General features: G+C 65.0%; 23 protein-coding genes. 10 read left to right on the top strand and 13 right to left on the bottom strand.

Annotation, left to right across the window (positions count from 1 at the left end; genetic code table 11):
- Positions 1–219: 219 nt before the first annotated feature.
- The 8 genes from HDIA_RS02280 to HDIA_RS02245 all read left to right on the top strand — a co-directional run bounded on the left by HDIA_RS02280 (position 220) and on the right by HDIA_RS02245 (position 8,145).
- Entirely contained in the window at positions 220–873 is a 654-nt protein-coding gene (locus tag HDIA_RS02280; RefSeq protein WP_099553981.1) for a hydrolase, read from the top strand.
- Positions 874–949: 76 nt separating this feature from the next.
- On the top strand, positions 950–1,225 hold the full coding sequence (locus HDIA_RS02275) for a XapX domain-containing protein (RefSeq protein WP_099553979.1): 276 nt from the start codon (positions 950–952) through the stop codon (positions 1,223–1,225).
- A 47-nt stretch (positions 1,226–1,272) separates the two neighbouring features.
- Positions 1,273–3,150: an amidohydrolase gene (locus HDIA_RS02270; RefSeq protein WP_099553977.1), complete on the top strand. Its 1,878-nt coding sequence runs from the start codon at positions 1,273–1,275 to the stop codon at positions 3,148–3,150.
- Between the two features lie 3 nt (positions 3,151–3,153).
- Positions 3,154–3,627, top strand: a complete 474-nt coding sequence (locus HDIA_RS02265) for a DoxX family protein (protein ID WP_099553975.1) — start codon at positions 3,154–3,156, stop codon at positions 3,625–3,627.
- 465 nt (positions 3,628–4,092) lie between these two features.
- A complete protein-coding gene (locus tag HDIA_RS02260; protein WP_425432969.1) occupies positions 4,093–4,935 on the top strand; it encodes an alpha/beta fold hydrolase in 843 nt (280 codons plus the stop codon).
- A gap of 128 nt (positions 4,936–5,063) precedes the next feature.
- Complete coding sequence (locus HDIA_RS02255; RefSeq protein ID WP_099553971.1) at positions 5,064–5,750, top strand: YoaK family protein; 687 nt, start codon at positions 5,064–5,066, stop codon at positions 5,748–5,750.
- A 161-nt stretch (positions 5,751–5,911) separates the two neighbouring features.
- Positions 5,912–6,430: a Dps family protein gene (locus tag HDIA_RS02250; RefSeq protein ID WP_099553969.1), complete on the top strand. Its 519-nt coding sequence runs from the start codon at positions 5,912–5,914 to the stop codon at positions 6,428–6,430.
- Positions 6,431–6,492: 62 nt separating this feature from the next.
- Positions 6,493–8,145: an FAD-dependent oxidoreductase gene (locus tag HDIA_RS02245; RefSeq protein WP_197708087.1), complete on the top strand. Its 1,653-nt coding sequence runs from the start codon at positions 6,493–6,495 to the stop codon at positions 8,143–8,145.
- An 87-nt stretch (positions 8,146–8,232) separates the two neighbouring features.
- On the opposite strand, the gene HDIA_RS02240 is transcribed toward HDIA_RS02245, so the two are convergent.
- From HDIA_RS02240 to HDIA_RS02220, 5 genes are all read right to left on the bottom strand, one after another.
- On the bottom strand, positions 8,233–9,627 hold the full coding sequence (locus tag HDIA_RS02240) for a coiled-coil domain-containing protein (protein WP_099553966.1): 1,395 nt from the start codon (positions 9,625–9,627) through the stop codon (positions 8,233–8,235).
- 7 nt (positions 9,628–9,634) lie between these two features.
- Complete coding sequence (locus tag HDIA_RS02235; RefSeq protein ID WP_099553964.1) at positions 9,635–10,594, bottom strand: DUF6384 family protein; 960 nt, start codon at positions 10,592–10,594, stop codon at positions 9,635–9,637.
- A gap of 22 nt (positions 10,595–10,616) precedes the next feature.
- The gene (locus HDIA_RS02230) at positions 10,617–11,798 is read right to left on the bottom strand and encodes a cell surface protein (protein WP_099553962.1); all 1,182 of its coding nucleotides are present in this window, start codon (positions 11,796–11,798) and stop codon (positions 10,617–10,619) included.
- Positions 11,799–12,157: 359 nt separating this feature from the next.
- Complete coding sequence (locus HDIA_RS02225; protein WP_099553960.1) at positions 12,158–13,033, bottom strand: MBL fold metallo-hydrolase; 876 nt, start codon at positions 13,031–13,033, stop codon at positions 12,158–12,160.
- 53 nt (positions 13,034–13,086) lie between these two features.
- Positions 13,087–13,311: a YgaP family membrane protein gene (locus HDIA_RS02220; protein WP_099553958.1), complete on the bottom strand. Its 225-nt coding sequence runs from the start codon at positions 13,309–13,311 to the stop codon at positions 13,087–13,089.
- Positions 13,312–13,508: 197 nt separating this feature from the next.
- Between HDIA_RS02220 and HDIA_RS02215 the strand changes: the two genes are divergently transcribed.
- Both HDIA_RS02215 and HDIA_RS02210 read left to right on the top strand, forming a co-directional pair.
- Positions 13,509–13,937 (top strand): OsmC family protein, encoded by a 429-nt coding sequence (locus HDIA_RS02215; protein ID WP_099553956.1) that lies wholly within the window; start codon positions 13,509–13,511, stop codon positions 13,935–13,937.
- Entirely contained in the window at positions 13,937–14,722 is a 786-nt protein-coding gene (locus HDIA_RS02210) for a sulfite exporter TauE/SafE family protein (RefSeq protein ID WP_099553955.1), read from the top strand. Before HDIA_RS02215 ends, HDIA_RS02210 begins: the two co-directional genes overlap by 1 nt.
- Before the next feature lie 27 nt (positions 14,723–14,749).
- On the opposite strand, the gene HDIA_RS02205 is transcribed toward HDIA_RS02210, so the two are convergent.
- The 8 genes from HDIA_RS02205 to HDIA_RS02170 form a co-directional block, all read right to left on the bottom strand.
- Entirely contained in the window at positions 14,750–15,838 is a 1,089-nt protein-coding gene (locus HDIA_RS02205; protein ID WP_099553953.1) for a protein-glutamate methylesterase/protein-glutamine glutaminase, read from the bottom strand.
- A 25-nt stretch (positions 15,839–15,863) separates the two neighbouring features.
- Positions 15,864–16,721, bottom strand: a complete 858-nt coding sequence (locus tag HDIA_RS02200; protein ID WP_099553951.1) for a CheR family methyltransferase — start codon at positions 16,719–16,721, stop codon at positions 15,864–15,866.
- A gap of 144 nt (positions 16,722–16,865) precedes the next feature.
- Positions 16,866–17,360 carry a chemotaxis protein CheW gene (locus tag HDIA_RS02195; RefSeq protein ID WP_099553949.1) on the bottom strand — a complete coding sequence of 165 codons (495 nt, stop codon included), beginning with the start codon at positions 17,358–17,360 and terminating at the stop codon, positions 16,866–16,868.
- Positions 17,361–17,362: 2 nt separating this feature from the next.
- The gene (locus tag HDIA_RS02190) at positions 17,363–19,309 is read right to left on the bottom strand and encodes a methyl-accepting chemotaxis protein (RefSeq protein WP_245884125.1); all 1,947 of its coding nucleotides are present in this window, start codon (positions 19,307–19,309) and stop codon (positions 17,363–17,365) included.
- Positions 19,310–19,511: 202 nt separating this feature from the next.
- The gene (locus HDIA_RS02185; protein ID WP_099553947.1) at positions 19,512–21,215 is read right to left on the bottom strand and encodes a methyl-accepting chemotaxis protein; all 1,704 of its coding nucleotides are present in this window, start codon (positions 21,213–21,215) and stop codon (positions 19,512–19,514) included.
- A 28-nt stretch (positions 21,216–21,243) separates the two neighbouring features.
- Entirely contained in the window at positions 21,244–21,756 is a 513-nt protein-coding gene (locus HDIA_RS02180) for a chemotaxis protein CheW (RefSeq protein WP_099553945.1), read from the bottom strand.
- Entirely contained in the window at positions 21,753–23,858 is a 2,106-nt protein-coding gene (locus HDIA_RS02175) for a chemotaxis protein CheA (RefSeq protein ID WP_099553944.1), read from the bottom strand. Before HDIA_RS02175 ends, HDIA_RS02180 begins: the two co-directional genes overlap by 4 nt.
- Positions 23,855–24,223 carry a response regulator gene (locus HDIA_RS02170; protein ID WP_099553942.1) on the bottom strand — a complete coding sequence of 123 codons (369 nt, stop codon included), beginning with the start codon at positions 24,221–24,223 and terminating at the stop codon, positions 23,855–23,857. Before HDIA_RS02170 ends, HDIA_RS02175 begins: the two co-directional genes overlap by 4 nt.
- Positions 24,224–24,228 lie beyond the last annotated feature (5 nt).

The following is a 24,228-nucleotide window of genomic DNA, read 5'->3' as shown; positions in this document are numbered from 1 at the left end:
CGGTTCAGCGCCCCGGCGACTGAAGCCGTGTGACGTGCGATGCCAATCGGGATTGAGGTCGGCGTCTGGGACCGGCGTCGCCAAGCCCCGGCGGCCGATACGTAAAAATACAACGGGGCGAACTTCCCTACAAGAAGGGGCTTCCGGGCGCAGGCCATAGTCGAGGCCTCATCAGACAGTTCACGTGCGCCGCACGACCGGAACCGAGGGAATCCCACTATGCCGACTGCGAGCCCGATTCCAGGCAAGGCCCTGATCGCTCCCGACAACCACATGCTCATCATGATCGACTTCCAGTCGCAAATGTCCTTTGCGACCAAGTCGATCGACGCCGTCGCCCTGCGCAACAACGCCGCCCTCGTGGCGCGCTCCGCCGCCGGCTTCAAGGTGCCGACCATCCTGACCACCGTCGCCGAGAAGAGCTTCTCCGGTCCGATGTTCACCGAGATCACGGACGCCTTCCCGGGTCAGGCCATGCTGGACCGGACCTCGATGAACACCTGGGAAGATGGCCCGGTGATCGGCGAGGTCAACCGCATCGGCAAGGACCGCGTCGTCCTTTGCGGCCTCTGGACGAGCGTGTGCATCGTCGGCCCGGCGCTGTCCGCCCTGCATCAGGGCTTCGAGGTCTACGTCATCGCCGACGCCTGCGGTGACGTCTCCGACGAGGCGCACGAGCGTGCCATGCAGCGCATGATCCACGCCGGCGTGCGCCCGATGACCTCGCTGCAGTATCTGCTGGAGTTGCAGCGCGACTGGGCTCGCACCGAGACCTACGACATGACGACCGGCATCGCCAAGGAATACGGCGGCGCCTACGGCCTCGGCATCATCTACGCCAAGACCATGTTCGGCGCTTCCGAAAGCCACTGATCCCTCCCAAGGCCGCCTCCGTCCCGGCCGCGATCAGCGACCGGGACGGTTCTTCACCGGCAGGAAGGTGAGCCCCATGAAAATCTATCTCTTGTCCCTCGGCGCCGGGCTGCTTGTCGGCGCCATCTACGGCCTGATCAACGTGCGCTCCCCGGCTCCGCCCGTCGTCGCGCTTGTCGGCCTGCTCGGCATCCTGATCGGCGAACAGGCCGTTCCGCTCGCCAAACGCCTCTTCGAGGGCGAACAGATCAGCGTTTCGTGGTTCAGCAGCCGCTGCCTGCCGCATGTGTTCGGAGAACTGCCGACCGGATCCGATCCGGCCACGGACCAGCCGCCGAACCAGAGCGGCTGAGCCTAAACCGCCGCCTTCCTGTCCTTGCCCCTTTCGGAGACCTGCCGATGTCCGCCGACGTCATTCTGCACCACGGCCTCATCACGACGCTCGACCGCTCCAACCCGACAGCCACGGCCGTCGCCATCAAGGACGGCACCTTTCTCGCCGTCGGCGGCGACAAGGACATCATGGCGCTGGCCGGTCCCGACACAAAGGTAATCGACCTCAAGGGCAAACGCGTCCTGCCGGGGCTCTTCGACAACCACACCCACGTCGTCCGCGGCGGGCTCAACTACAACATGGAGCTTCGCTGGGACGGCGTGCGCTCGCTGGCCGACGCCATGGACATGCTGAAGCGCCAGGTCGCCGTGACGCCGGCGCCGCAATGGGTGCGCGTCGTCGGCGGCTTCACCGAGCACCAGTTCGCCGAGAGGCGTCTGCCGACGCTCGACGAGATCGACGCCGTCGCGCCCGACACGCCGGTCTTCCTGCTGCATCTTTATGACCGGGCGCTGCTCAACGGCGCGGCGCTCAGGGCCGTCGGCTACACCAAGGACACGCCGAACCCGCCGGGCGGCGAGATCGTGCACGATGCCAACGGCAACCCGAGCGGCCTGCTGCTGGCGCGGCCCAACGCCGGCATTCTCTACGCAACGCTGGCCAAAGGACCGAAGCTTCCCTTCGACTATCAGGTCAACTCGACCCGCCATTTCATGCGCGAGCTCAACCGGCTGGGCGTGACCGGTGTCATCGATGCGGGTGGCGGCTTCCAGAACTACCCGGACGACTATGCCGTGATCCAGAAGCTTGCCGACGACGGCCTGATGACCGTGCGGCTTGCCTACAACCTCTTCACGCAGAAGCCGAAAGAGGAAAAGGAGGACTTCCTGAAATGGACATCCTCCGTCAAATACAAGCAGGGGACCGACTATTTCCGCCACAACGGCGCCGGTGAGATGCTGGTCTTTTCCGCCGCCGATTTTGAGGATTTCCGCGAACCGCGCCCGGACATGGCGCCGGAGATGGAGGGCGAACTCGAGGAGGTCGTCCGCATCCTCGCCGAAAACAAATGGCCGTGGCGGCTGCACGCGACCTATGACGAGACGATCAGCCGCGCGCTCGACGTTTTCGAGACGGTCAACCAGGACATTCCGCTTTCCGGGCTGAACTGGTTCTTCGACCATGCCGAGACGATCTCGGACAGGTCGATCGACCGGATCGCAGCACTCGGCGGCGGCATCGCCGTCCAGCACCGCATGGCCTACCAGGGCGAATATTTCGTCGAGCGCTACGGCCGGGGCGCCGCCGAGGCGACACCGCCGATCGCCAAGATGCTGGAAAAAGGCGTCCACGTCTCCGCCGGCACCGACGCCACGCGCGTTGCCTCCTACAATCCCTGGGTCTCGCTGTCGTGGATGATCACCGGGCGCACGCTGGGCGGCCTTCAGATTTACCCGCGCGCCAATTGCCTCGACCGCGAGACGGCCCTGCGCATGTGGACCGAGAAGGTCGCCTGGTTCTCCAATGAGGAGGGCAAACGGGGCTGCATCGAAAAGGGCCACTTCGCCGACCTCATGGTCCCTGACAAGGATTTCTTCGCCTGCGCCGAAGATGAGATTTCCTTCCTCACCTCCGATCTCACCGTCGTCGGCGGCAAGGTGGTCTATGGCGCGGGAGACTTTGCCGACCTCGATGAAAGCAGCGTTCCGCCGGCGATGCCGGACTGGTCGCCGGTGCGGACCTTCGGCGGCTACGGTGCCTGGGGCGAGCCTGAGGGCGCCGGCCGTCATTCGCTTCGCCGCACCGCGATCACGTCCTGCGGATGCTCTTCTGCATGCGGCATGCATGGGCATGACCATGCGGGTGCCTGGTCCTCGACGCTGCCGATCTCCGACCTCAAGGGCTTTTTCGGCGCGCTTGGCTGCAGCTGCTGGGCGGTTTGAGAGATGGAAACGTCGCCGATCACCGATGCGAAAGATGGCGCACTCCGCCTGTTGGCCGCACGGGTGCTGACCGCGCCCTTTGCTGGCGAACTGGCTTTGCTGGCGCTTTGCGCCGCCTACATCCAGGGGCCCATCGTCAAGCTGGTGGATTTCAGCGGCGCCATCGCCGAGATGCAGCATTTCGGGCTGACGCCGGCACCCGTCTTCGCCGCAGTCGTCATCGCTTTCGAACTCGCCATGTCAGCCCTCGTCCTCACGGGATACTGGCGCTGGTTCGGCGCGCTGGCGCTTGCCGGCTTCACGCTCGCCGCAACATCGCTCGTCCTGCGATTCTGGGAACTGCCGCCCGGCCTGGAGCGATCGATGGCGATGAACGCCTTTTTCGAACACGTTGGGCTCGCCGGCGCCTTCGTGCTCGTCGCCGGGCAGGATCTGTCCCGACGGAATGCGCGGTCTGCCTCGGACGCAGGGCGATGACACCCGCCCCAATGCGTTCGCCGTCGTCATCCTTCGACGCTGCCCACATCGGCACCGGCGATCCGGACGGGGATCATTCAAAAGGCCGGACGAACCCACAAGATCGCCAAGATCCGCGATGCGAAAAGACAGAAGACGGTCGGACGGAGCATCCCCAACGACCGGCGGCCGGATCATCGGAGTTCACGGGCGTTCACGCCCGATCACGGTTTCGAGAGGGCGTCGATTGCGGTTGACAGCACGCCCCATCCGGAAATATCTATTGTGTGCAACTTAATTGCTATCAATTGAATTGCACACTCAATTCATACAAGGACATCAATCATGATGGGCACTGCCATCGAGACCGCCTCGATCACCCGCCGGACTGCCCTCCTCGGCAGTGCGACGCTCACAGCTTCCCTTGCCATCGGCCTGCCGACCGTCGCCGCGGTCGCCGCCACCAACATCGAAGGAGACAACACCATGTCAGGTGCATTCGTTACCACCAAGGACGGCGTCAACATCTTCTACAAGGACTGGGGCCCCAAGGATGCCCAGCCGATCGTGTTCCACCACGGATGGCCGTTGTCGTCCGACGACTGGGACGCCCAGATGCTCTACTTCGTGAACAAGGGCTTTCGCGTCATTGCTCATGATCGCCGCGGCCACGGCCGGTCGTCGCAGGTCTCCGACGGTCATGACATGGACCATTACGCGGCCGACGCGTCCGCCGTGTTCGAACACCTCGACCTGAAGAATTCCGTCCACATCGGTCACTCCACCGGTGGCGGTGAGGTCGCCCGCTACGTCGCCAAGTTCGGCGAACCGCAGGGCCGTGTCGCCAAGGCCGTGCTTGTCAGCGCCGTGCCGCCGATCATGGTCAAGACCGCGTCCAACCCCGGCGGCCTGCCGCTTGAGGTGTTCGACGGCTTCCGCACCGCGCTCGCCGCAAACCGTGCGCAGTTCTTCCTCGACGTGCCCACCGGGCCGTTCTACGGCTTCAACCGCGAGGGCGCTAAGGTCTATCCGGGCGTCATCCAGAACTGGTGGCGTCAGGGCATGATCGGCAGCGCCAAGGCCCACTACGACGGCATCAAGGCCTTCTCGGAAACCGACCAGACCGAGGACCTGAAGGCGATCTCCGTGCCGACGCTTGTCATGCACGGCAACGACGACCAGATCGTGCCGATCGACGACAGCGCCCTTCTCTCGGTCAAGCTCCTCAAGAACGGCACGCTCAAGGTCTACGAGGGTTTCCCGCACGGCATGCTGACCACCCATGCCGATGTGATCAACCCCGATCTGCTCGCCTTCATCCAGAGCTGACCCTTCCTGACCGCGTTCCGCCGGACGGAGCGCGACGATCGACCCGTGCGGAGCGGGGGCGTCTTCGCCCCCGCTCCCGCTCTCATTTCGGCGCACCATCCTGCGGCCTCACGGAACGGGGAACTTCGATGACCAGACCCTCTCTCGGCGTGCTTCTGAGCTTCAACGGCGGCTATGTCGACACCATGGGCTTTCTCGCCCTTGCCGGCCTCTTCACCGCCCATGTCACCGGCAACTTCGTGACGCTGGGTGCGGCCCTGGCCTTCGGAACCAGCGGCGTCATTGCCAAGCTGCTCGCCCTGCCCGTCTTCTGCATCGTGATCCTCCTGACGCGCATCCTCTCGCTGAAGCTGGGGCTGGAAGGCCAGAAGGCCATCACCACGCTTCTCGCGCTGAAGCTGGTGCTGTTCACCGTCGCCGCAATTGCCGCCTTCTTCCACGGTCCCGTGTCGAACGGCGACAGTCCGGCGGCCATTGCCATCGGCATGACGCTCGTGACCGCAATGGCGATCCAGAACGGCCTGCACCGGGCGCATCTCGCCAAACTGCCGCCGACGACGCTGATGACCGGCACGACGACGCAGATCATGATCGATCTTGCCGACCTTGCCGCCGGCACGGCCACCGATCACATCAGCGAGGTGAAGGGCCGGCTGAAGCGTTTCGCCGGTGCGCTCGTCAGCTTCGCGCTCGGATGCGCGGCGGGCGCCCTCGCCTATGTCGCCTCGCCGACCTGGTGCTTCGTCCTGCCGCCCCTTCTGATCGCGCTCGCCTTTGTCGCGCATACGGGAGAAGAGGCGAAGGTGGCGGCCTGACAGCGTCCGCAGACGCGGCGAAGACGCCCAGGGGAGTTGGACAAACCTCGGGCGACCTGCAGGCGCTGCCGACAAGACGACGCCGACGCGTCACTCCCAGTATTCACGCCGGATCACCGACGACGGTCTCGCCGACGTCACGGATCGAAAGGACCAGACTCATGGACAAAACCGTCAAAACCCGCAGAACCTTCGACCTCAAGACCCCGACCGGCCTCGGCGGCGATGCCACCAGAGACATCGGCGCGGCTGCCGCCGTGCTGCTTGCCGACATCTTCGCTCTCTACATGAAGACGAAGAATTTTCACTGGCACATGACCGGCTCCCATTTCCGCGACTACCATCTCCTGCTCGATGACCAGAGCGGCCAGATCCTCGCGATGACCGACCCTCTCGCGGAGCGGGCCCGCAAGCTCGGCGCGCCGACGCTGAGGTCGGTCGGCGACATTTCCCGCCGCCAGCGGATCAAGGACAATGACGCCGACTTCGTGCACCCGCACGAAATGCTCGCGGAACTGCGCGAGGACAACGCGGCGCTGGTCGCGAGCATGCGTTCGATGCATGATCTTTGCGACGAATATGGCGATGTCGCCACCGCGAGCCTGCTGGAGAACTGGATCGACGAGAGCGAGCAGCGCGTCTGGTTCCTGTTCGAAACGTTGCGGGATACGAACCAGTAAGCGACCGGCGCGGCCGCATCCCCGCGGCCGCCGCGTCTTCACGGATGGGAGGCACAAGCAGCATGGCGGCCATGGCCGATGATCCGACCGACCCCTGGCGGCGGGAAGCCCAGACCTTTCCGCGCCTTTCCGACGAAATGATCGAGCGCGCCCTTGCCTACGGGCGCGAGGAGACGTTCTCCGAGCCGGCCGTTCTCTTCGAACGCGGACAGCGCAATATCGATTTCTTTCTCGTCCTCGATGGCCATGTCGACATCGTCGCGGACGACTTTCGCACCGGGCGAACGAACGTCTACGCCTACGGGCAGGGCCAGTTCACCGGCGAGCAGAACCTCTTCAACCAGCGCAAGGTTCTTCTCGGCGGCATCGCCCGGCCGGGAGCGCGGCTGCTCAGGATCGCCAATGCGGACTTTCGCACCTTTCTCGTCGGCGAACCCGATATCGGCGAGATCATCATCCGCGCCTATATCCTGCGCCGGGTGGGCTTCATCCGCCACTCCAGGGGCGGTGTCCTGCTCGTCGGCCGGGGCGGAAATTCAGAGGTTCTTCGCCTGAGGCGGTTTCTGAGCCGGAACGTCTATCCCATCGAGATGGTGGACACCGACAGCGACGCCACCGCCGCCGATCTCCTGCGCGATCTCGGCATCACCGAGGACGACCTACCGATCGTCGTTGCGCCGGACCGCTCCATCCTGAAGAAGCCGGGCAACTGCCAGCTTGCCGATGCGCTCGGCATTTCGGAACCGCCGGAGCCCGGCGTCGTCTATGACGTGGCCGTTGCCGGGGCCGGGCCGGCCGGGCTCGCCGCCGCGGTCTATGCGGCCTCCGAAGGGCTAAAGACCATCGTTCTGGAACCGCTCGCGCCCGGCGGACAGGCCGGCACCTCGTCGAAGATCGAGAATTATCTCGGCTTTCCGACCGGCATCTCCGGCATGGCGCTGGCCGGCCGCGCGCATATCCAGGCGCAGAAGTTCGGTGCCCGGCTTTCCGTTTCCCGTTCCGTCACCGGCATCGACTGCTCGGTCTATCCCTATCGCCTCACGCTGGACGACGGCCAGTCCGTCCTTGCCCGATCCGTGGTGATTGCGACCGGTGCCCGCTATCGCCGTCTTTCCGCCGAGAATTACGACCGCTTCGAGGGCAACGGCGTTCATTATGCCGCGACAGCGATGGAGGCGCAGGTGTGTTCCGGCCAGGACATCGTCGTGGTCGGCGGCGGCAATTCGGCAGGACAGGCAGCCGTCTTTCTCTCGCGCAGCTGCCGTCACGTCCACATGCTGATCCGGCGCGGCATCGCCACGTCGATGTCGGACTATCTCGTCCAGCGCATCGAGCGGTCGTCGCAGATCACCGTCCATCACCCGTGCGAGATCGCCGCGCTGGACGGCGGAGACCGGCTCGAAAGCGTCACCTGGATGGATCGCGAAAACGGCGCAACCAGGCAGGTTCCGGTCGGAGGCCTCTTCGTGATGATCGGCGCCTCGCCCAACACGGAGTGGCTGGAGGGGTGCATCGATCTCGATCGCAACGGTTTCGTCCACACCGGCGCCCAATGCGTGAAAAGCCCGGCAACGACGCCCTATGCGACGTCCCGGTCTGGCATCTTCGCCGTCGGGGACGTGCGGGGCGGATCGGTCAAGCGCGTCGCCTCGGCCGTCGGCGAAGGCTCCGTCGTCGTCCAGGCGATCCACCAGTTCCTGCAGCAGGGGCTCTAGGCGCGATCCTCTGGGTGCTATCGAGCCCGCCTTCCGATTGCGGGCCGCTTGCACGACTTTGACGCCGCGCGTTCGAGCGACGTCGCCTCAGAAGCCGCCGCCGGTGCGGAAGCCGCCGCCGCCACTCGATGGCGGGCGTCTGGTGGGGCCTCGCGAGCCGCCGAAGACGCCGCCGCCCGGGCGTGTCGGAAGGTTGAAGGGATTGCCGCCCTGCCGGTAGCCGCTGCGCAGCGCATCGCGCAGTTCCCGCGACGACAGGACGCCGCCGATGATGCCGCCGAGGATATCGCCAATCAGCTTTTCGTTGCTGAAGCCGCCGCCCTGCCGCTCGTAGCGGCGGGTTTCCTCGCGGGAGCGCTGAAGTTCCGCCTTCTTGCGGGCCAGGGCGACGGTCGCCTGCCGCGCGTCTTCGGCCGACTTCTGCTGCTTAGCCAACTCGCCCTCGATGGCCTGGAGCCGGCGGACGATGCGTTCGTCCTCCTCGCTCGGCGTATCGAGCGCCTCGCGCAACAGAACGCGCAGATCCTCGCGCTGCATGGAATTGGCCAGATCGTTGAGGACGCCCGACTGTCCCCAGGGGCCGCTCTCGCCGAGAAGGGCGGTGCGCTCCTCCTCCAGCGCCGCACTCTCGCGCTCCAGATCGGCGACCCTGCGATCCGTCTCCTGCAGGGCGGCCTCGGCATCCTCATGGGCTTTTTCCAGCGCCACGATGCCGTTGTCTTCCAGAGCCTTGCGCTCCAGCGCCTCCAGCTTTGCGTCTTCTTCGGCGACCATCGCCTTCAGGCGCTCGGCGTGATCGCGCAGCCGCTTCGGGATTTCCGTCAGGCCGAAGTAATTCCGCCGGGCCGGCTCGTAGTTGACGACCCTGGCCACATAGCCGTCGCCAAGGCGCACAATCGGCCCGGCCCGGTAGGCCGAGGTGCCGTAGCCACGGCCCCACAGGTAGACGAAGAGCGGATCGGCGAGATAGGGCTTCGACTTCCCGTCGCGGTCGGCCTCGGACTGGGCCGCCTTCGTGTCGGCAGCCTCCGCACGGGCCTGGGCCCCGGAAAGATGCGCGGCTTGCGCCTGCCAGTCGACGTCGCCCGCCATCCGCTTCTCGGTCGCGTCAGTAAGAGCGGCAATGGCGTCGGCCGCATCCACGACCGCCTTGGCCTTTGCAGTCCGGTCCTCCTGCGCCTTCGCAAGGCCGGCCGACACGGTTTCGCGGTGCTTGGCCAGCGCCTCCAGCTTGGTCTTCTGTTCTTCAATCGCGGCAAGGGCCCGCTGCTCGGCATCGTCGAGCGTGCCGATGACATGGTTCTGCCGCAGCGCATCCATCCGGATGCGGGCGAGCTGGCGGAAGAGATCGGCCTGTTCGGCGCGCAGCCGGGCCATTTCTGCCGTCGCGGTCTCGATGATCCGGTCAAGCCGGTCCTCGTCGCTGCGCAGACCCTTGCTCGCCTGGTCAATGGAACTCAAGGCATCGAAAACGCTGATCATCGTTGCCCTACCATTGTGTGATCGCGCCGCCCGAAACAGCCATCCTGTAGACCGGCTGCAGGGCTCCGCGCGGCTTCGTGCCGACAATGTCGTTCTGGAGGATACCATCGTCCGTCTTGTCGCGGCGGACCGCCTCGTAAGTCGCCTCCGGCACGCGGACGCCCCACTTCGACACCGATGTTGTCTTGCCATCCTCCTCGCTGCGGATGGGCACGGAAAGGACCTTTCCGTCCGGCGTCACCGCCTCGACGATCAGGTAATAATTCCGCGCGCCGGTGTTGACGTCGGGAATGCGGTAGACGCCGCTCTGTTCATTCGGCCGCGAGACGATCCTGAGGTCGTAGACTTCGGCCATCTGGACGCGGACCTGCTGCAGGACCGACAGCGCCGCCTTTGCCGCTGCAGCATCCGAGCGGGAGAGCACGGCCTGCGCGTCGGTCTGAAGGCTCGTGATCCGCTGGCGCGCCTCGTCCGTCGTCGCCTCCGAAAGCGCGGCCTTGGCGGTCGAGGCGATCTCGTTCGGCAGCGTCTCGGTCAGTTCGATGCGAGCGGCCTCTGCCGCCTGCTGTGCCGACTGCCGCTGCCAGGAGGACCAGCCGACCCAGAGCGCCAGAACCACGACCAGCGCCGCCAGCAGCTTGCCGTAAAGGCTGCGTCGCACCCACATCCCCGCAAGAACGCGCGAGAAGCTGGAGGGCGTCGGCTCGTAGGTGAAGCGGCTCTCCTTGAGCGCCTTGATGCCCTCGTCGAGGATCGCGTCGGAGACTTCGAGGCCCTGACTTTCATAGAGGCGGCGCAGACGCTCTTTCAGGGTCTCGTCACGCCCGTCCTGCGCCAGCTCACGCTCGGCGACGTCTTCCTGATGGCGAAGCGTGTCGACCACGTCCATCGCGAGCATGAGCTCGTCGAGGGCCGGCCCGCCGGATGCGGCGGGAGAGGCATTTGTGGCGGCTGTGCTGTCGGCCATGGCGGACCCCGTCGTCGGGCCGTCAGCCCGCGATCACCAGTGCGTTGCCTTCCTCGGCGAGCTTGGCGATCCGCTTCTTGCCATCCTCAACAGCGTTGCGAATTTCCTCGCTGTTCCGGGTCGACTGCTCGCGCATCTCGGCGATGATCTCGACGGATCTGGTCTGGAAGTTGACGACGCTGTCGACCAGCTTCTTGACGGCATCGGCGCGAATGGTCGGGCCGTAGCCGGCCTTCAGCGCCTCTTCCTGAACCTTGCCGCCGATCTCGGCCAGCACTTCCAGCGACTTGGAAACGCCTTCCTTCATCTCGTTCAGCGTCTGGGTCGCCTCATGCAGGCCGAAGAGACCGGTGAAGGAGGCCTTGAGCGCCGTCAGCACCGACTCGTTGGTGGAGAAGAAGGACACCGCCTGCTGGTAGACCCGCTCCTTCGCATTCGTCGTCTGGACGAGGCGGGCCATCACCACCTCGGAGGTGTTGTAGCTGATGGTGAGGTTGTCGGCGAGGTCCTTGGCGACCTGATAGCGGCCTTCCTCGTTCTGGACCTGGCGCAGATGTTCGTCGCGCACGAGTTCCAGCTTGGCCCGCTCGGCAATGTTTCCGCCTTCCGGGAAGGCCGAAACGGCATCGGCGGCCATTTTCAGGCCGGCCTTGGCCGCCTCCAGCTTCGCCTCGGCGGCCTTGAGGATTTCCAGCGCCGCGACTTCGCCGTGCTTCAGCGCGCCGCGGAAATCGCGATAGGCCTCGAGAATGGTCTGCTCGCGCTCGATATTGGCCTTCGTGTCCCTGGAGACCTCCAGATAGGTGTCCTTGATCTCGTCGAAGCGGCCAGCGATGTCGCCGCGCGAAATCTTCATCCAGACATTGGTGGCGCGCTCGAACATGTCGATCTTGCCGTCCTCGATCTGGTCGACCATGGACTTGGCGTCGTCGCGGATCGAATCGAAGGCCTTGGAGATCGTCTCGTAGCGCTGGCCGATCGACATCTCGGCCACCTGGTTGCGCACGACCTCGTTGAAGATGCTCATCTGCTGCAGGGTGCGGGTGATGATGGCAATCTTTTCCGGTGCGATGTCGTCGATCTTTTCGAGCAGACCGACGATCGGCGATTCCTCGGACTTTTCCGGAACGAGACCGAGATCACGCAGCGTTCCCATGGCCTTGTCGAGATACTGCAGCGGCGTTTTGACGGCGACTTCACTCATCGGCTTGTTCCTTTCAAGCGGCCAGGGACGGCTCCGCAACCGGAACCGGAATATGCCCGTTAACCGAGACATAGCGGATGGCATCGGATGTAATCAAGCTGTGTTCCATTTGCGTGACAGTAATCGCCGTCGCCAAAGACAGGGGCCGGAGAAGCGACCGTCCGTCCGCGCCGAGAAAAACCGGGCGAGCGGAGATTGGCGACTGGAAAAACGGCTCGGGAATCCGAATTGATCGCAAGGTCGCGGCAAGAAAAGGAGCGGCGGAGTTCCTGGCCGGAGCCGGACGATCTTGCAACTGGTGCCGGCTACGCAGACTTCACGCCGCGTAGTCTATCGAACGGACCTCTTTCGCCGACGCTTCAAAGGCCGTTGATCGGCACCTTGAGATAGCGCTTGCCGTTGTCGTCGGCTGGCGGCAGATCGCCCGCGCGCATGTTGACCTGGATCGAAGGGATGATCAGGCGCGGCATCCCCAGCGTTGCATCGCGCCCGGTCCGCATGGCGACGAATTCGTCCTCGCTGATGCCGTCGCGAACATGGATATTGTGCGCGCGTTCTTCTGCAACCGTCGTTTCCCAGCGGATCTCGCGTCCGTTCGGGCCGTAGTCGTGGCACATGAAAAGGCGCGTTTCGGATGGCAGGGCCAGAACCTTGTGGATGGACCTAAAAAGTTCGCGCGCGTCGCCGCCGGGGAAATCGGCCCGCGCCGTGCCGCCGTCCGGCATGAACAGCGTGTCGCCGACGAAGGCCGCGTCGCCGATCACATGGGTCATGCAGGCCGGCGTATGGCCGGGCGTATGCATCGCGCGGCCGGTCATGTTGCCGATGGCATAAGTGTCGCCATCCTCGAACAACCGGTCGAACTGGCTGCCGTCACGGCGGAATTCCGTCCCCTCGTTGAAAACCTTGCCGAAGGTCTCCTGCACGACGGTGATCTTCGATCCGATTCCGATCTTGCCGCCGAGCTTTTGCTGCAGATAGGGCGCCGCCGAGAGATGATCGGCATGGACATGCGTCTCGATCAGCCACTCCAGTTTCAGGCCGGTTTCCTGGATGAACTCGATGATGCGGTCGGCCGAGACATAGGAGAGCCGGCCGGCCGCGTAGTCGATATCGAGGACGCTGTCGACGACGGCGCAGGCGGGCGACGTCGGATCGCGCACCACATAGCTGACGGTGTTCGTCGCCTCGTCGAAAAAGGCCGTCACCTCCGGCCTGATTGCCGAATCGCTCATCGTCGACCTCCTCGCGTGGACTTCGAATGGGACACTCCCGGCGCCGAGCCGGGTTACTTCCTGCGGCCGGTGTTGATGCCGAAGGGAAGATAGGCCGGGCAGACGCGGACGATACCGGTCAGAAGGAGCACGGCGCCGACAACCGCGAGCAGCCACTTCCAAGCACCAAGACCGGCGATCGGCGACATATGGGCCAGCGGCGGCAACAGGGCCACGGCGAGCAGGACAAGACCGGCAACGATGCGCAAGGTCCTGTCGAAGGAACCGACGTTCTGCATGGCAATCTCCTTAGGAGTGAAATGACCCTTTAAATTTTATATATTATAATGTACTAAACTTCAAGCCACTCAACTTCTCATACCTGTTATTTCCCGGTGCATTGGCCTTTGGCTTTCACCGTCAACGACCCGGCCGCAAAGGTCCCAATCGGTGACCAGACGCCCGGTCGCGCGCCCCTTCGAATGGAACAAGCGGAATGAACGAACGATCGCTGACTGTCTCGGAAAACGCAGTCGCCCCTTATGGCCAGACCATCGAGGTTTGCGGCCATACCCTTGCCGCGGACGAGCCGGAAAGCCGGGGCGGCCATGCGTCGGGACCCGATCCCTTCCAGTTGCTGATGGCCAGTCTCGGCGCCTGCACGTCGATGACGCTGCGCATGTACGCCGACCGCAAGGCGTGGCCCGTGCGCCAGATCTCGGTCACCGTGACGCACAGGATCCGCGTCGGCGCCGATGGTCAGCAGAGGGATGTCTTCGACCGGAAGGTCCGGATCGACGGCGACCTGACCGAGGAGCAGCGGGAGCATCTCGCCGGGATCGCCACCAAATGCCCGGTCGGGAAGACGCTCGAACGCGGCAGCGAGATCGTGACCTCGCTCGCGGTGCCGGACAGCCAGCCGTGATGCCGCTGACGCAGGCCCTGCTGGCCACGGGATCGGGCGGTCTCGTCGGGCTTGTCCTCGGCCTCATCGGCGGCGGTGGATCGGTGCTGGCGGTGCCGCTGCTCGTCTATGTTGTCGGCGTTTCCTCGCCTCATGTCGCGATCGGTACCAGCGCGGTCGCCGTCGCCGTCAGCGCCTTCTCCAATCTCCTCACCCATTGGCGCGAGGGTCATGTGAAATGGCGCTGCGCCGCCGTCTTCACGGCCACGGGCATCGTCGGCGCCTATCTCGGCTCGACGCTCGGAAAGGCCGTCGACGGCGGTCGGCTGCTCGCCCTTTTTGGCGCCCTGATGATCGCCATCGGCCTCCTGATGCTGAAGAAGCGCGGCGAGGAGGGCGATGCCAACGTGCGCCTGACAACGGAAACAGCACCGAAGCTGCTGCCGATGCTGGTCCTGATAGGGCTGACGGTCGGCGCCTTTTCCGGTTTCTTCGGCATCGGCGGCGGGTTCCTGATCGTTCCCGGCCTCATCCTCGCCACGCGCATGTCCCTGCCCTATGCGATCGGCACGTCCCTCGTCGCCGTCACGGCCTTCGGTGCGACGACGGCGACCAACTATGCCGCCTCCGGGCTCGTCGACTGGCCCCTCGTTGCGCTCTTCGTCGGCGGCGGTCTTTTCGGCGGCTTCGGCGGGGTCGCCCTCGGCAAGACGCTGTCGAACGGCAAGAAGACGCTCGGCACCGTCTTCGCCGCGATCGTCATCGTCGTGGGCGTCTATGTCGTCATCCGGGGCGTCGCCGGCTGACGGGCAGCCGGACCGCTCCGTCGACGTTCAGGCATTTCTCGCAGCCCAGAGAACTTCGCGCGCGATCTGGTCGAGCGGAACAACCCGGTCGATACCGCCGTGGGCAATGGCCTCCTTCGGCATGCCGAACACGACGCAACTTGCCTCATCCTGCGCGATGGTCAGGGCGCCCGCCTGCTTCATCTCCAGCATGCCGCGCGCCCCGTCGTCGCCCATTCCGGTCATGATCACGCCAATGGCATTGCCGCCGGCCGAACGGGCCGCCGAGCGAAAGAGGACATCGACCGACGGCCGGTGTCGGGAAACGAGCGGTCCGGTCTTGACCGAGACGTGGTAGCGCGCGCCCTGGCGCTCCAGAAGCATGTGCTGGTCGCCGGGGGCAATCAGGACATGGCCGCGCAGAACCGGATCGCCGTTTTCGGCCTCCTTGACCGAGACCTCGCACAGGCCGTCGAGGCGGCGGGCGAAGGCGGCGGTGAATTTCTCCGGCATGTGCTGAACGATGACGATGCCGGGCGCGTTGGCGGGAAGCGAGACCAGGAAGTCCTTCAGGGCTTCCGTGCCCCCGGTCGAGGCGCCGACACAGATGACGATTTCCGTCGTCTTGGCCATCGCCCGCCCCGAGGGGGCCGGCAGCACCGCGTCGGCGGTGAGCTTCTTGTCCCCGGCGAGCGGGGTGGCCGTGCCATGCTGCGGCCGCCCACCGCGCACGCGTGCCTGGGCGGCGGCCTTGACGACGTCGCAGATCCGCAAGCCGCTCTCGGCAAGATGGTCGGCAGCGGCGATCTTCGGCTTGACAATGACATCGACCGCACCGGCCTCCAGCGCCTGAAGCAGCGTCTCGGACCCCTCGACGGTCAGCGAGGAACACATCACCACCGGAATCGGCCGCTGCGCCATCAGCTTGCGCAGGAAGGTGATCCCGTCCATGCGCGGCATCTCGACGTCGAGCGTGATGACGTCGGGAATCTCTTCCTGGATACGCCGGGCCGCGACATAGGGATCGGAGGCAACGCCGATGACATGGATGTCTGGATCGGCCTCCAGAACGGAACTCAACGTCTGCCGGACGCTGGCGGAATCGTCGATGATCAGGACGCGGACGGGTTTGGGCATGGAGAGGACTCGCGGTGGTGCCGGATCACAGTTTCTGGAAGACCGTGTTGGAAATCGTCCGAAGCGGCAGATTGAAGCCGGAGATCGTCTCCGAGTGGCCGATGGCCAGATAGCCGCCAGGCACCAGACAATCGCAAAGCCGCGTAAGGACCTTGGACTGCGTCGGCTTGTCGAAATAGATCAGCACGTTGCGGCAGAAAATCACATGCATCGGCTCCGTGACCGGATAGGATTCGTCCATGAGGTTCATACGGGCGAAGCCGACGCGCGAGCGCAGCCGCGGATGGATGCGGACGCAGTCCATGTGGGTCTCCTTCGGCTGAAGCACATATTTGCGCTTCATTGCCGCCGGCACCGGACGGACCATTCCCGTTGGATAGATGCCCTTGAGCGCGGTTGCGAGGACGTCCGTGCTGAGGTCCGTGGCAAGCACCGAATAGCTGCCCAGACGACGCTCGCTCACCTCCTCTTCCAGAACCATTGCCATCGTGTAGGGCTCGGCGCCGGTGGAGCAGGCTGCGCTCCAGATTCTCAGATCGGTGACGCCCCTGTCGGCAAGATCGGGGACGATGGTGTCGCGCAGGACATTGAAATGGCCCGCCTCGCGGAAGAAGTCGGTCTTGTTGGTGGTCACGACGTCGATGAGGAAGATGGCCTCACGCTCGAGACCATCCTCGTCGAAGAGATACCGGCAATAGTCGGAAAAGGTCGGCAGTCCGGTTGCCCGGAGCCGGCGCCGCAGCCGCCCTTCAAGCATGGTCCGCTTGTTCGACGGCATCTTGATGCCGCTGTAGCTGTTGATGAAGCTGGCGAGGCGCTCGAATTCCCTGGCTCCGAGATGATCGAATTCGGAGGGCACATGGGCAGCCGCGGATGCTGACACGGTGTCGGAAGCTCCAGAGGATGTCGTCACCCGGGGTCAGGCGCGCTGCCTGGCCCCCGGGTTCGGAGGATGACGGGAAGGGTGACCCGCAACAATCGGAAGCGTCCTCGAACCGGTGAGGGCCACAGATCGCGGGCACGTCGGTCAGGCAGCCGTTGCGGTCCTTGCCCCGGCGCTGGCGAGCGTGGCGATCTCGCCTTCCGACAGAAGGCTGGCGAGGTCGATGATCACCACGAAGCCGTCATCGCGACGCACCACGCCTTCGATGTAGCTCGATTGCCAGCCGGCGCCGATGTCGGGCGCGGCCTCGATCTGGTCGCCCCGGAAGGCGGCAACCTCGAACACCCTGTCGGCGACGAGGCCGAGCTTCAGCGTGCGCTCGGCGAGCGGAATATCCATCACCAGCACGCGGGTATGCGGGGTCGGCACGGTCGCCGTCATGCCGAGCCGGAGGCGAAGGTCGATGACCGGCACCCCCTGCCCCCGCACGTCCCTCAGCCCCATCAGATAGGCGGGGCCGTTGGGAATGCGGAAGCTCTCCTCATGATCGAGGATCTCCCGGACAACCGTAACGGGGACGGCAAAGACTTCCTTGCCGAGGCTGAAGGTCACGAACTGGGCTTCAGATGAAGACGTCATGGTCAGGCGCTCGCTTTGAAGTCGGAGTCGTCCTCGTCGGGGCCGCCCATGGCGAGGTCGAGGGCGAAACCGCGGGCACGCTCCTGCTGATCGGCAACGGACGACTTGCGCTTCGAGGCCGGCATGGGAGCACGGCCGGCGGCCGGCCGGACGCTCTTGCCGCTCGTTGCGAACGCCTGCACCGGCTTGCTGTTGGCCGTCCTTGCCCGCTGCGATGCCGCCGCCGAGGTCTCGATCTTGAAGAAGGCGATCGAGGCCTGGAGTTCCTCGGCCTGGGCGGCGAGTTCCTCGGAGGTCGCCGACATCTCTTCCGAGGCGCCGGCGTTCTGCTGCGTCACCTTGTCGAGCTGCTGGATGGCCTCGTTGATCTGGGAGGCGCCGATATCCTGTTCACGGCAGGCCGCCGAGATTTCGGAGACCAGTTCGGCGGTCTTGCGGATATCCGGCACCAGGCGGTTCAGCATCTCGCCGGCTTCGGTGGCAACCTTGACCGTTTCGCCGGAGAGGCCCGAGATTTCGGCCGCAGCCGCCTGGGACCGCTCGGCGAGCTTGCGCACTTCCGAGGCCACCACCGCGAAGCCCTTGCCGTGCTCGCCGGCGCGGGCCGCCTCGACGGCCGCGTTGAGGGCAAGAAGGTCGGTCTGGCGGGCGATTTCCTGGACGATGGAAATCTTCTCGGCAATCGTGCGCATCGCGCCGACGGCCTTGTCGACGGCCTGGCCGGAGATTTCCGCATCCTTGGACGACTGGCGAGCGATCTTCTCGGTCTGGGCCGCGTTATCGGCGTTCTGCTTGATGTTGGAGGCCATCTCCTCCATTGAGGCCGAGGCTTCCTCGGCGGACGAGGCCTGCTCGGTGGCGCCCTGCGAAAGCTGTTCGGAACCGGCGGACACCTGCTGGCTGCCGGCCGAGACGTTGTCCGCGGCGGCGAGCGCATCGGAGACCACGGCGCGCAGACGCTCGACCATGGCCAGAAGCGCGAGGCCCAGCGTGTCCTTGTCGGACAGCGGCTTCGGTGTCACGGTCAGGTCGCCATTGGCGATCTGGTCGGCAATCTGGGCCGTCTTGCCAAGGTTATCGACCATCTCGGTGAGATTGCGGCCGACCTCGCTGCTCAAGGCGCCATAGTCGCGATCGAGCTTCTTGCTGAGGTCGCCGACCGACACCGATTTCAGCACGTCCGAAATGTCACGGAATGCCGCTTCCACAGCCTGTGCGGCACCCTGCATCTGACCGATCTCGTCCTTGCGGCCGGTCTCAAGCGGCAAGGCCAGCTTGGCCAGTGCGCCGTTCACTTCGCCGATCGGCCTGGCGATCGTCCGCGTCATCAGGAAGGTGGCGCCAATCGAGATGACGATGCTGATGGCCAGTCCGGCGATGATCGCTTCCGTCACCGTCTCAAGCGCACTCGCCTGCGCGTCCTGACGCGTCTTCAGAAGGCCCGCTTCGGTTTCGATGATGTCCGCGACCTGCTTGCGCAATCCGTCCATCGACTCCTTGCCGGCGCCGGAGATCTCGATCTGGCGCGCCGTCTGCTGCATTTCCGGCCGCGCCATCATGGCAATCGCACGCTCGGCGATCGTGTTGTGCCACTTTTCGGCCAGCTGGCGAACCTCGTCGAGGCGCTGCTGCTGCAGCGGATTGTCGGACGTCAGGGTCTTGATCTCGTTCCAGGACTTCTGGAAGCCTTCCCAGCCAGCCCGGTAGGGCTCGAGAAATTTGTCATCACCGGAAAGAAGAAAGCCGCGATAGCCCGTTTCCTGATTGACCATGCTGGAAACGATCTCATTGGCGGCGCCGATCACCTTCATCGTGTGATCGTTCCAGAATGTCGTCTGCTTGACCTCGTTGGACTTCATCAGCACGAGGCTATTGATGGCCAGCGCGGTAAGGATGATGAGGCCCATCACGAGAATGAGCTTCTTCGGAATCGAGAGGTTGTTCAACATGCTCAAAAGCCCCTGATGGACGTCGGAACCAACCGATGGCGGCCATCTAATGCGTTGGGATTGGAATTCGGATCGCGGGACGGCGACTTCCTGTTGACCGGTCTCTCACGCGCTATCGCATTCGAGGCCAGGCAATCAGCGGCCGCATAATCTGGAAGCCGGGCGGCTGTCCGATGGACCCCGCCCGGCTCTGATCATGACATCAGGCACTCTGTCTGAAGTCGGCGTCGTCGGCGTCGGGGCCGCCCATGGACATGTCCAGGGCGAAGCCCTTGGCGCGTGCCTGCTGGGACGCCACGCTGTGGTCGACCGTCTGCGCCTTCCTGGCCGCCGGCTTGGCGGCCGGCTTTGCCTTCGGTGCAACGACCGATTTGGACTGGACGGGCTGGCGAACGGCGCGCTTGCCGGAGCCTGCAGTATCCACCTTGAAGAAGGCGATCGAGGCCTGGAGTTCCTCGGCCTGGGCGGCGAGTTCCTCGGAGGTCGCCGACATCTCTTCCGAGGCGCCAGCGTTCTGCTGCGTCACCTTGTCGAGCTGCTGGATCGCCTCGTTGATCTGGGAGGCGCCGATATCCTGCTCGCGGCAGGCCGCCGAGATTTCGGAGACCAGTTCGGCCGTCTTGCGGATATCCGGCACCAGGCGGTTCAGCATCTCGCCGGCTTCCTGGGCCGACTTCACCGTGCCGCCCGACATCGCGCTGATCTCGGTCGCCGCCGCCTGGGAGCGCTCGGCGAGCTTGCGCACTTCCGAGGCGACCACCGCGAAGCCCTTGCCATGCTCGCCGGCGCGGGCCGCCTCGACGGCCGCGTTGAGGGCGAGAAGGTCGGTCTGGCGGGCGATTTCCTGCACGATGCCGATCTTCTCGGCGATGGTGCGCATCGCCTCGACCGCTTGGGCGACCGCCTCGCCGCTTGCCTCGGCGTCCTTGGCCGACTGGCGGGCGATCTTCTCGGTCTGGGCCGCGTTGTCGGCGTTCTGCTTGATGTTGGAGGCCATTTCCTCCATCGAGGCAGAGGCTTCCTCGGCGGACGAGGCCTGTTCGGTGGCGCCCTGGGCGATCTGCTCGGAGGCCGCCGAAAGTTGCTGGCTGCCGGCCGACACGTTGTCGGAGGCGGCGATGGCGTCGCCGACGATGCCGCGCAGGCGCTCGATCATCGTGTTGACGTGGCCAAGCAGTTCGCCGATCTCGTCGCGGGAGCGGACCTCGGCCATCGAGGTGAGATCGCCGTCGGAGACCTTCTGCACGGCGCCGACCGCGGACTTCAGACCCTTGCTGATCGTCATCGCGATCCAGAAGGCGGCAATAATGGCAATCACAAGGGCTACGGCCGTGATCGCCAGGCTGACGGTCCGGGCTTCCTGATACTGGGCCTCGGCGGCAGCATTGGCTTCCTTCAGACGGTCTTTTTCAAGCTCGATCACTTCAGCCAGCAGCCCGTCGATCTGCGTCGCCAGTTCGCGGGCCCGTCCGGACGAGACGGTTTTGGCGCCCATGGTGTCGCCGGCAAGCATCAGTTCGCGGATGCGATCGTCTTCCTTGACGAACTCCGAATAGGCCGCGTCGAGCTTGCCCCAGAAGACCTTGCCCTGCTCGGTCGCGACCGCCATCACGGCCTGGAACTGATCGTTGAAGTCCTTGCGCGCCGCGTCCGACTGCTCGATGTAGCTGCGCATATCGCTCATGCTGGTGGCCGCCAGCAAGTTCTTCTGCTGCCGGATCTGCTGGAGATCGGCAATGTTCATGCCCTGCGCGAGTTCCATGCGATAGGCAGGGCCATTGAGCACTTCGCTGAGGGTCGTATTGAGGCTGCCGAGATTGAGGATGCCATATCCGGCAAGTCCCATCAGCATCAGAATCAGAAAGCCGAATGTCGTGGCGAGTTTCAGCTTGATGGTGGCACGCATGACAGATTTTCTCCTTCCTGGAGATATCTCAGTTCATCTCTGCGGCAGAGAAGCGAGACCCGGCGGTCGCGAAGAGCGCCTTCAGATTGGGGATGATGATGAAATCGGCGCCGCGCTTGACGACGCAGTCGATGTAGTCGGGTGGCCAGCGCATTCCCAGGCTCGGCGGAGGCTCGCTCGCCTCCCGGGTCAGGGTCGTGGTCTCGTTGACCTTGTCGGTGCGAAGGCCGATCAGCGTCGGTTCGCCGTCGAGGTGAAGCTCGATGACCACGATGCGGCTGTCGATCGTCGACGCCACCGCCTCCATCCCGAACGCCAGGCGGAGATCGGCCAGCGGAATCACCTTGCCGCGAAAGTTGATGACGCTCGCGACGAAGGGTTTTGCGCCCGGCACCGGGGTTTCGGGCAGAAGATCGAGGATTTCCTGGACGTTGACGGCCTCAAGGGCAAAGGTTTCGCCTCCGAGATCGAATGTGAGAGCCTCGATCTCATCGGCATAATCCCAATGATCGCCGGTCGTTCCGATTGCGAGCGCGCTCATCCTGCCTTGCGCAATTGCGCCTCCTGCTGCTGCCCCGCGGCCACGAGGTGGCCGACGTCCAGAATGAGGGCAACGCTGCCGTCGCCCAGGATGGTGGCCCCGGAGAAGGTGGCCACGTCGTTGTGAAGCTTGGACATCGACTTGATGACCGTCTGGTGGTCGCCGATGATCTGATCGACGACGAGCCCGACCCGTTCGGAGCCGGTGGAGACCACGACGATCTTCTGGAACGTGTCCGGTTCGGTGCCGGTGCGGAAGAGTTCGCGCAGCCGGATGAAGGGAACGAGGGTGTTGCGCAGCGAGATGAAGCTGCGCCCCTGCGAGCGGACATCGTCCTCCGACGAGAGCTCGAGACATTCCTCCACCGCCGAGAGCGGAATGACGTAGCGGCCCGTCCCGACACGGACCAGCAGTCCGTCGATGATCGCCAGCGTCAGCGGAATGCGGAGGGAAATGTTCGATCCCTCGCCGGGCGTGCTCTTGACGTCGATGGCACCGCGCAGCGCCTCGACCGTCTTCTTGACCACATCCATGCCGACGCCGCGGCCGGAAAGGCTCGTGATCGTGGCCGCGGTGGAAAAGCCGGGCGCGAAAATGAGTTGCAGAAGCTCCTGATCGGACAGCGCCTGCCCGGGGGCGACGAGGCCGGAAGATTCGGCCTTTGCACGCACCCGTTCGCGATCGATGCCGCGGCCGTCGTCGGTGATCGAGATGATGACCTCACCGCCGGCCTGGCGGGCGGAAAGGGTAATCCGTCCCGACTCCGTCTTGCCGACCGCAAGACGGTCGGCCGGCTGCTCCAGCCCATGGTCGATGGAGTTTCGCACCAGATGGATCAGGGGATCGGCCAGCCGCTCGATGACGGTCTTGTCAACCTCGGTGGTCTCGCCCTCGGTGATCAGTTCGATCTGCTTGCCGGTCTCGCGGCTGAGGTCGTGGATCAGCCGGCGGAACCGGCCGAAGAGCGTTGCCACCGGCACCATGCGCAGCACCATCATGGTGTCGCGCAACTCGCTGGCGAGCCGTTCAACCTCCTCGCTGACCGAGCGCAGATGAACGTCGATGCTGCTGCTGGCGATCTGGGACAGACGCGACTGGGCGATCACCAGTTCTCCGACCCGGTCCATCAGTTCGTCGAGCCGTTCCGCCGGCACGCGCACGCTTTCGCTGACACGCTTCTGGGGCAGTTCGCGGACGGTGCCACGGGACTCGGCTGCGGACGCCTCGGCTGGCTGCGCGGGCGCTGCGGCCTTGGCCGGGGCGCGGGCCGCCGGCTCCTCGTCCGCCGCATCGGCCGATGCCGCCGACTGGCTGACCGTTTCGTTCGAAGCGGGTGCCTCGGCGACGCCGGCCTCTTCGGACTTTCCGGCCTCGTCCTCGCGTTCGATGGTCAGCGCCATGTCGTCCATGACGAAGATGAAGACATCCTCGATGTCGGCACGCGGCTTCGTGGTGCGAAGACGAACGGTCCACGACAGATGCAACTCCGTCGGGACCAGCCGGTCGAGCGGCGGCACGCGGCTTGCGTCGGCCTTGATCTCGCAGGGACCGAGATCCCGCAGTTCGTCAAGGAGCGCGAGCGGATTGGTGCCGTTCGCCATTGCATTGTCGGGCAGTGTCAGCCGGATGAGCCATGCGACGGGCTCGTCCGCCTCGCCGGCCTCGACCTCGGCACGTTCCGTTACGGATTCCTCGGGCACCGTTTCGGTTGCCGCGCCGGCATCGCCGCCGCTTTCGACAGCGCGTTGCAGCTGCTCCAGCAATTGGCGGCCGACGGCTTCGTCGCTGCCGTCGGGATTTTCGACCAGCGTGCGCATGTGGTCGCGGGCGGCGAGAACCGCGGTCACGAGTTCAGGCGTCGCCGGCGAAATGCCCTTGCGAACGCGGTCGAAGGCCGTTTCGCAATGATGGGTGAAGGAGGCAAGGGCGTCGAAGCCGAACATCGACCCCGATCCCTTGAGGGTGTGGAGCCCGCGGAAAACCGCGTCGATCAGCGAGGCATCGTCGAGACGATGCTCCAGATCCAGAAGCCCCTGCTCGATCTGCTCCAGAAGCTCGGCGGCCTCGGTGCGGAAGACGTCGATCGGGTCGAGAGAATTCATCGTCCCAAGACCTTCCTGACGAGCTTGACGAGCTGGTCGGGTTCGAAGGGCTTGGTCAGCCAGCCGGTCGCGCCGGCCGCCTTGGCCCGCCCCTTCATGCCGGCATCGGATTCGGTCGTCAGGAACAGGATCGGCACGCCGACCTGCCCCGGTGTGCGCCGGAGCGCCTCGATCATCTCGATGCCGTTCATGTTCGGCATGTTGAGATCGGTCACGATCATGTCGAACCGTCCGCTGGTGGCCTTGGCAAGGCCATCCTTGCCATCAACGGCCTCGGTGACCGTGTAGCCCGCGCTCGAAAGCGCCATTCGCGTGGTCATGCGGACCGAACTGGAATCGTCGACTGTGAGAATGCTCGCGCCCACTGCTC

The sequence above is a fragment of the Hartmannibacter diazotrophicus genome, from assembly GCF_900231165.1.
Classification (GTDB): domain Bacteria; phylum Pseudomonadota; class Alphaproteobacteria; order Rhizobiales; family Pleomorphomonadaceae; genus Hartmannibacter; species Hartmannibacter diazotrophicus.
Note: the sequence above shows the minus strand (reverse complement) of the source record. Positions and strands in the feature narration are given on the sequence as shown.